At 64.6% G+C, this 7590-nt stretch carries 8 protein-coding genes; 2 read left to right on the forward strand and 6 right to left on the reverse strand.

Features of this window, described 5'->3' with window-relative positions:
• Positions 1 to 33: 33 nt before the first annotated feature.
• From AC04MI_RS01375 to AC04MI_RS01390, 4 genes are all read right to left on the reverse strand, one after another.
• A complete protein-coding gene (locus tag AC04MI_RS01375) occupies positions 34 to 1608 on the reverse strand; it encodes a polyamine aminopropyltransferase (RefSeq protein ID WP_436076711.1) in 1575 nt (524 codons plus the stop codon).
• A gap of 77 nt (positions 1609 to 1685) precedes the next feature.
• On the reverse strand, positions 1686 to 1904 hold the full coding sequence (locus AC04MI_RS01380; protein WP_015016355.1) for a DUF350 domain-containing protein: 219 nt from the start codon (positions 1902 to 1904) through the stop codon (positions 1686 to 1688).
• Between the two features lie 70 nt (positions 1905 to 1974).
• A complete protein-coding gene (locus tag AC04MI_RS01385) occupies positions 1975 to 3489 on the reverse strand; it encodes a DUF4178 domain-containing protein (protein WP_209816767.1) in 1515 nt (504 codons plus the stop codon).
• Positions 3490 to 3603: 114 nt separating this feature from the next.
• Complete coding sequence (locus AC04MI_RS01390; protein ID WP_056056717.1) at positions 3604 to 4653, reverse strand: SPFH domain-containing protein; 1050 nt, start codon at positions 4651 to 4653, stop codon at positions 3604 to 3606.
• 275 nt (positions 4654 to 4928) lie between these two features.
• On the opposite strand from AC04MI_RS01390, the gene AC04MI_RS01395 reads away from it, so the two are divergent.
• Positions 4929 to 5201: a DUF2061 domain-containing protein gene (locus AC04MI_RS01395; RefSeq protein WP_436076710.1), complete on the forward strand. Its 273-nt coding sequence runs from the start codon at positions 4929 to 4931 to the stop codon at positions 5199 to 5201.
• 218 nt (positions 5202 to 5419) lie between these two features.
• On the opposite strand, the gene AC04MI_RS01400 is transcribed toward AC04MI_RS01395, so the two are convergent.
• Both AC04MI_RS01400 and AC04MI_RS01405 read right to left on the reverse strand, forming a co-directional pair.
• The gene (locus tag AC04MI_RS01400; RefSeq protein ID WP_015016359.1) at positions 5420 to 5725 is read right to left on the reverse strand and encodes a flagellar basal body protein; all 306 of its coding nucleotides are present in this window, start codon (positions 5723 to 5725) and stop codon (positions 5420 to 5422) included.
• Positions 5726 to 5819: 94 nt separating this feature from the next.
• Positions 5820 to 6800 carry a LysR family transcriptional regulator gene (locus AC04MI_RS01405; RefSeq protein WP_056056721.1) on the reverse strand — a complete coding sequence of 327 codons (981 nt, stop codon included), beginning with the start codon at positions 6798 to 6800 and terminating at the stop codon, positions 5820 to 5822.
• 130 nt (positions 6801 to 6930) lie between these two features.
• Between AC04MI_RS01405 and AC04MI_RS01410 the strand changes: the two genes are divergently transcribed.
• Positions 6931 to 7590: aminotransferase class III-fold pyridoxal phosphate-dependent enzyme (locus tag AC04MI_RS01410; protein ID WP_476496935.1), on the forward strand; the 660-nt coding region annotated here is incomplete at its 3' end.

The raw sequence follows: 7590 nt of genomic DNA on the forward strand, positions 1-7590 counted from the left end.
CGAATGCCTGTTGGGGCCCTGGCAAACGGCGACTCAATGCGCCACCACCTTGCCCCATTCGCGCTCGTAGCTGTGCACCAGGGCCTGGTTGGACAGGCGGTTCACGTCGGCCGGCACCCGCGCCATGTCGAGCGGAAAGTCGAACAGCAGCGGCAGCGACGGTGGGCTCAAAAACCGCAGCCCCGGCGGCAAGGCATCGGGCAGGCGCCAGGGCCTGCGGCTGGCAATAACGTAGCCCCATTCGCCAAAGCTGGGCACATGGGCGTGGTACGGCGCTGTCGAGAGACCCACGGATTCGATGGTCTGCACCACCGTCCAGAAGCTCTGGCGCGCCACCAGCGGCGAGGTGGTCTGCACCACCGCGTAGCCACTGGCCGCCAGCCGCTTGTCCAGCAACGCATAAAAGCTGTTGGTGTATAGCTTGCCGATGGAGAAGTTGGTGGGATCGGGGAAGTCCACCACGATCACGTCAAAAAGGTCCGTCCCCTGCTGCAGCCACCCAAAGGCATCGGTGTTGACGATGGTCACCTTGGGGTTTTGCAGCGCGTGGCCGTTGAGCTTTGCCAGCGTGGGGTTCTCGCTGAAGATGCGCGTCATGGCCGGGTCCAGCTCGACCAGGGTGACGGACTCGACCGAGGGGTACTTGAGGATCTCGCGCACCGCCATGCCGTCGCCGCCGCCCAGCACCGCCACCCGCTTGGGCGCCCCATGCGCGGCCATGGCGGGGTGCACCAGAGCCTCGTGGTAGCGGTATTCGTCGGACTCGGAGAACTGCAGGTTGCCGTTGAGGTACAGCCGGTGGCCATAGCGGCCCTGCGTGACCACAATGCGCTGGTAGGGCGTGGCCGTGGTGAAGATGATGCGGTCCTGGTAGAACTTGTCTTCGGCAAAGCTCGTGATCTGCTCAGACCCCGCCAGTCCCGCCAGCAGCAGGCCCACCACCATCAGGCAGGCGAACAAATGGGCTTGGAGGCGCCGCAGCTCATGCCGGAACAGCCACACCGCCCACAGCGCCACTGCGGCATTCATCAGCCCGAACAACAACCCCGTGCGGATGAGCCCCAGGTGCGGCACCAGCAGCAGCGGAAACGCCAGCGACACCGCCAGCGCGCCCAGGTAGTCGAACGTGAGCACCTGCGAGACAAGGTCCTTGAGCACCACGTTGCGTTTGAGGATGCGCATGACCAGCGGAATCTCCAACCCCACCAGCGTGCCCACCATCAGCACCATGCCGTACAGCAGGAACCGGAACGCACCCGGCGCATACGCATTGGCGAGGAACAGCGTGGCTGGCAGCGCGCCGCCGATCAGCGCCACCAGCAGCTCGATGCGCAGGAAGTGCGCGGGCAGCTGCCGCTCGAAGTAACGCGACAGCCACGACCCCAGGCCCATGGCAAACAGGTAGGTGCCGATGATGGTGCTGAACTGCAGCACCGAGTCGCCCAGCACATAGGAGGCCAGCGCCCCGGCGGCCAGCTCGTACAGCAGGCCGCAGGCTGCCACCACAAACACGCTGATGAGCAGCGCGATGTCGATGGGGCGGGGGCCAGAGGATGGGGGCGGCACCGCAGGCGCGGGCGCGACGGGAGACGGGGTGGGAGACGACAAGGCAGCGGTCAGCGCACCCTGCCGGGTGCGCCGCTTCGTTCATTCAGGCGGTAGGGGCTCGAAAACGCGTCAATGCGTCAATGGATGGCAGCCGCCACGATGATGCTGATGCCCAGGCACATCGCGGCCACCACCAGGCCCAGGGCCTGGTTCTGCTTTTCGACGATCTCGCGCCACAGGTCATAGGGCGTGATCTTGTCCACGATGACAAAGGCCAGCCAGAAGATGATGACGCCAATGATGGCGTAGAGGATGGACCCGAGAAATGCCGCGGGTTTGAGCCATTCGAATCCCATCATGGTGTGATCTCCTTGAAACGTGGTGTCGGTGAGTGTGGCTGGCGGATGAACAGAAGCAAGCGCCGCACTACTTGTGGCTGCCGCCCGATGAATATCCGCCGTACGAGCCCCCCGAGCTGCGGTAGCTGGAGGACGAGGAACAGTTTTCGACCCGGGGATCGCAGCTGGAGCAACGGCTGAGCAAGATGAGCAGGATCAGGATCACCACGGCGATGATGATGATGGTGCCGCAGCCCAGGCCGGATTTGGCCACGAACGGGCCAGGGTCGTCGCGCTTCAGGACATCTTTCTTGTCGTCCAGCTTGAACGCCTTGGCCACCGTGTCGCTGGACAGCTTGTCCCCCGCAGACCAGGTGATCTCGTTCGGGCTCTGCTCCATCGACAGCAGGCCCTTGGCGCTCGCAAAGTCGCGGTTGGTGGTCTTCTGGCCGCGCGTGACCTGCCAGTAGAACTCGCCCAGCACATAGGTGGTCTCGGCCTCGTAGGTGTACTTGAGGTCGTACTTGGTGCCCATGTACGTGGCGGAGCGACCCGTGGCTGCCATCTGCGGCGCGCCGGTGGTGGGGCGCACCATGCTCCAGCCTTCTTCGGAATCGACCAGGAACGCGAAGCCACGCTTCTGGTTGTAGAGAAGGTATTCGCTCCAGCCAAAGTGCTCGTCATCGCCGGGCTCCACGCCCATCCGGTGCTGAAAGCCCACCACCTGCCAGTGCACGCCCTGCAGCTGCCCCTTGCTGCCCAGCGGGATCAGGGGCTGGACGGGTTCGTCCTGCTCCGCCGAGCGCAACTCTCCGCCCACGCCACTGTCCAGGCTGATGATGCTGGCGCACGAGCCGCAGGTGATGCTCTTGGAGGTGGACAGCTGTACCTGCACCGGCGCACCGCAGTGCGGGCAGTTGAACTGGCGGCCTTTTTCGTCCTTGGCCGATTCGTCCTTCAGACCCTGCAGCTGCAGGTCTTCCAGGAGCACTGCCTTGCCACGCTCCACATTGGGCGGGGTGTGGCCGTAGTCGATGCTGACCACTTCGCCGTCGGCACTGCGCAACTCGACCATGCCGAAGGGCTGGCCCAGCGGCGGTAGTTTGGGCAGCTCGCCCTGGGCCGAGATCAGCTGTGCCTGGCCGGTGTAGGCCACGCTGTAGGGTTTGCCGTTGATGGCCGTGGTGGTGCCGATGCGAAAGCGCTCGGGCGCAGGCATCTCGCGGCCGGGGTCGATGGGCCGGGTGAAGACATAGGCACCGTTGTCTTCGCCCAGCGTGGCCAGCGTGCCGTCATTCAGGAAGGCCGCCCATTCGGTCCACACGCCCGCGTCGCCCTTGTATTGCAGGCGGCCGATGAGGGTGAAGGGAACGTCCTTGCCGTCGAGCTGGATGCGCCCGCTGGCCATGAGCTGCAGCGGGCTGTGGTCGTCGAACAGCTCGGCCATCTTGCCCAGGCGCGTGAGCACATCGCCACTGCGCACGACGGTGCTCTGGCAGTAGCCGCAGACGGCATGGGTGGACTGCGCGCTCTTGAACTCCACCGGCGCGCCACAGCCGGGGCAGGGCGCGCGGTAATAGCGCTGGGTGGGGTCGGTGGCCATCGTGTGGAGTGTTCTGCCCGCGCCGCGCTAAACGGCTTTGAAGCCCTATTGGCCTCTAGCGCTTATCCCTCCAGCGCAAGCAGCTATTTTTATGATAGCAATCGATCCGATCGATCAGACGAGCTTCTTGAGCAGTTCGGCCTTCTTGGCGTCGAACTCTTCCTGCGTGAGGATGCCCTTGGACTTGAGCTCGCCCAGCTTCTCCAGCGTGGCCATCACGTCTTCGGGCTTGACGCCCACTGCAGCGGCCGCCGCTGCGGGCGCTGCCTGGGCTGCTGCGCCTCCGCCTTGCAGGCCCTGCTGCAGGTTCTGCGCGAGCACCTGGCCCAGCGCCACACCCGCGCCCAGACCCATGGCGTCACCCGCCACACCGCCACCGTTGCCCGCGCCCTCGGCAAATTTGGGGATGGCCTGCGCCGTCTGGTACTGCATGAATTTGGCCATGTCGTTGCCCACCATGCCCATGCCGATCTTCTGGTCGAGGATCTTCTGCAGCTCTTCGGGCAGCGAGACGTTCTGCACCGTGAGGGACTCGATCAGGATGCCCAGCTTGGCAAAGATCGGCGCGAGTTCCTTGGTCAGCGCATCGGCAAACATGACCTGGTTGGCCGCCAGGTCCAGGAACGGCAGGCCGCTGCCCGCAATGGCGTTGCTGATGTTCTGCAGCACCAGGCCACGCAGCTGGCCTTCGAGGTCGGCCACGGGGTAGGACTCGCGCGTGCCCGAGATTTCGGTGTGGAACAGCTTGGGGTCGGCAATGCGGAAGGCGTAGTTGCCGAACGCGCGCAGTCGCACGGCACCAAAGTCCTTGTCGCGGATCGTGATGGGCTGGGGCGTGCCCCACTTCTGGTCGATCTGCTGGCGCGTGCTGAAGAAGTACACATCGCTCTTGAAGGGGGACTCGAAGAGCTTGTCCCAGTTCTTCAGGTACGTGAGCACCGGCAGCGTCTGCGTGGTGAGCTTGTAGGTGCCGGGGCCAAACACGTCGGCCACCTGGCCTTCGTTCACGAAGATGGCCATCTGCGACTCGCGCACCACCAGCGTGCCGCCGTTCTGGATTTCCATGTCGCGCATGGGGAAGCGCCAGGCCAGCGTGCCGTCCCCCTCTTCGGTCCACTGAATGATGTCAATGAACTGTTTCTTGATGAAGTCCATGAGGGCCATGTGTGCTCCCAAAGCAAAAGAGGGGGTTGAAAAGAGCGGCCATCATAGCAACGGGGGCTTTGGTGGCAGCGGCTTTTTTCAGTGGCGGAACGTGAACTAGTTCACGCGCAGAACCAGTCTGTTTGGGATAGGCGCTGTGGCGCTTCGCAAGGCGTCATTGGATAGCGGCTATCTGCGCCTTAGCGATGATCAATTGGCTTTCGCTATTGCGAATCACTACCATTCAACCATCCCTGCTGCACCGCTGCAGGCTCTGTTGAACCAAGGAGTCCGCCATGTCCCTCATCCGCCGCGTTGCCCGCCAGAACCAAATCATGCTGATGAAGACGGGCAGCTACTACCTCATCCACATCTGCGTGGCCGCCCTGGTGGCCTATGCCGTCACCGGCAACCTGTGGGCCTCGCTCACCCTGAGCCTGCTGGAGCCCACGGTGCAGGCGGTGGCCTTCTTCTTCCATGAAAAGGCGTGGGACCGGGCTGGTCGGCGCGCTGCACGCCAAAGCGCTACCCCATCGCCCCACAGCAATCCCGCCATCCAGGGCGCCTGAACAAACTCACGACAAGGAGTACCGCCATGTACGCCATTCCACTGCGCAGCCGCACCGCCACGGGCTTGGCCTTTCAACGCTGGCTGGTCCAGCGCCTGGCGGGGCTGGCCGATACCAACTGATAGCGGGCAGTCCTCTCTGCCTGCGCCAGAAACGAACATGCCCCGACCGGCGGGGCATGGGGGTGGGAACACAAACAGGCGGTGAATGGGCAGCGCTCAGGCTTTCACATCCAGCAAGGAGCCCATCATTTCGTCCTGCGTCTTGATGGTCTGCAGATTCGCCTTGAACGCGTAAGTGGCCGACATCTGCTCCACCGCCTCTTGCTCCAGCGCCACGCCCTTGGCGTCCTGTTCGCGCTGCACGGTGGCTCGCACGCCGGCGCTTTCGGCCACTTCTTCTTGTGCAACCACCTCGCGGCGGTAGCCGGGGGTGTTCATGTTGGCCACGTTGTTGGCCGACGCGTCCAGCCGCAACTGGGCGGCCTGGAGGCCTGAACTGCCGATGGAGGAAATGCTGGCCATGGGCGCTGCTCCCGATGTCACACAATGTTGCAAAGAAGGCGAATTGTCCGCCGCGCCGCGGCGGCTGGCAAGCCGCAGCCCCGCAATACCCCTGTCAGCGACCGGGCCGGTGCGCATCCTCCAGGCATTGCGCAAACGCCTGCGCCGCGCGGGCGGGGGCGGGGGAGCGGCGCATCAGGCTCACAAACTGGCAGTGGTAGTGGAACAGCGACGGGTTCACCGCCTGCATGCGGCCCTGGCGCTCGAAGGCCTCGGCGTAGTGGTCGGGCAAGAACCCGAGAAAGCGGCCCGACAGGATCAGCGTGGCGATGGACTCCTGGTCAAACCCCGTGGCCGCACGCTGCAGCCGGGCCTGATGGCTCAACTCCATATTGGGCGAGTGGTAGCCCAGCCCCGCAAACTGGTAGCCGCGCACGGCATGCCAGTCGGCCGGAGGCGATGACGCCCCAAACAGCGGGTGGCCCGCGCCGCAATACAGCAGCATGGTCTCGCCAAACAGGTCGGCGTAGGCCAGGCTTTGCGAGCTGCGGTGCGCGGGGATGATGCCCACCTGGTAGCTGCCGTCGATCACACCGCGCTCGATGGCGTTGATGGAGCCCACATGCAGTTGCAGTTGCACATCGGGGGCCTGGGCGGTGAAGGCGGCAATCGCCTCGCCAATGCGGGCGGCCGGGTTGCTGGCGGTTTTGTCGAACACCGCCACGGCCAGCTGCCCGCCCATGCGCGAGTGGATGTCGTCCACGCTGTCGCGAAAGCTGCGCACCGAGGCCAGCAGGCGCAGGGTTTCGTCATACACCCGCTGCCCCTCGGCAGTCAGCGCAAACCCCGCCCGCCCCCGGCGGCACAGCGTGAGGCCCAGGCGGGCTTCCAGGTCCTTGATGTGGCGGCTGACGGTGCTGGTGCCGATGTTCAGCTCCAGCTCGGCGGCCGACATGCCGCCGCACTCCACCACGCTCTTGAACACCTGCAGCAGGCGCAGGTCCATGTCGCTGAGCTGGCCCAGCACAGCGCGGTGTTTGCCCGGTACTGCGGGCACTGAAGCTTGGGGGGATGGAATCGGGTCTTTTACTTGCATAAATCGTCAAGTAAACATTGATATTGGATTATTTGAGAGATTAACAGGCGGCGCAACAATGCCCTACGTCAAGCCCCAGGCCGCTGGGGCTGTCCGCTTTTTTGTCGCCGCCTTTGCACTGGAGAACCCCATGAGCTTCGTCAACATCGAAAAACCCGCCGCTGGCGCCGAAGGCCCCCGCATGGACGCCGAGTGGCTGGACGCGCACTGGATGCCCTATACGGCCAACCGCCAGTTCAAGGCCAACCCGCGCATGATCGTGGAGGCCAGCGGCGCCTATTTCACCGACAGCGAAGGCCGCAAGATTTTTGACGGCCTGTCGGGCCTGTGGTGCTCCGGGTTGGGCCATGGCCGCCGCGAGATCGCCGAAGCCATCGGCAAGCAGGCGATGAAGCTGGACTACGCACCCGCTTTCCAGTTTGGCCACCCGCTGTCGTTCGAGCTGGCCAACCGCGTGAAGGAACTGACGCCTGCTGGGCTGGACTATGTGTTCTTCACCGGTTCGGGCTCCGAGTCGGCCGACACGTCTCTGAAGATGGCCCGCGCCTACTGGCGCGCCAAGGGCCAGGGCACCAAGACGCGCCTCATCGGCCGCGAAAAGGGCTACCACGGCGTGAACTTTGGCGGCATCTCGGTGGGCGGCATCGTGGCCAACCGCAAGCTGTTTGGCCAAGGCGTGGAAGCCGACCACCTGCCCCACACCCAGCCGCCCGCAGGCTCGTTCCACAAGGGCATGCCGCCCACGGGCAAGGAACTGGCCGACCGCCTGCTGGAAGTGATTGCACTGCAC

The organism is Acidovorax sp. LjRoot204, from assembly GCF_056175785.1.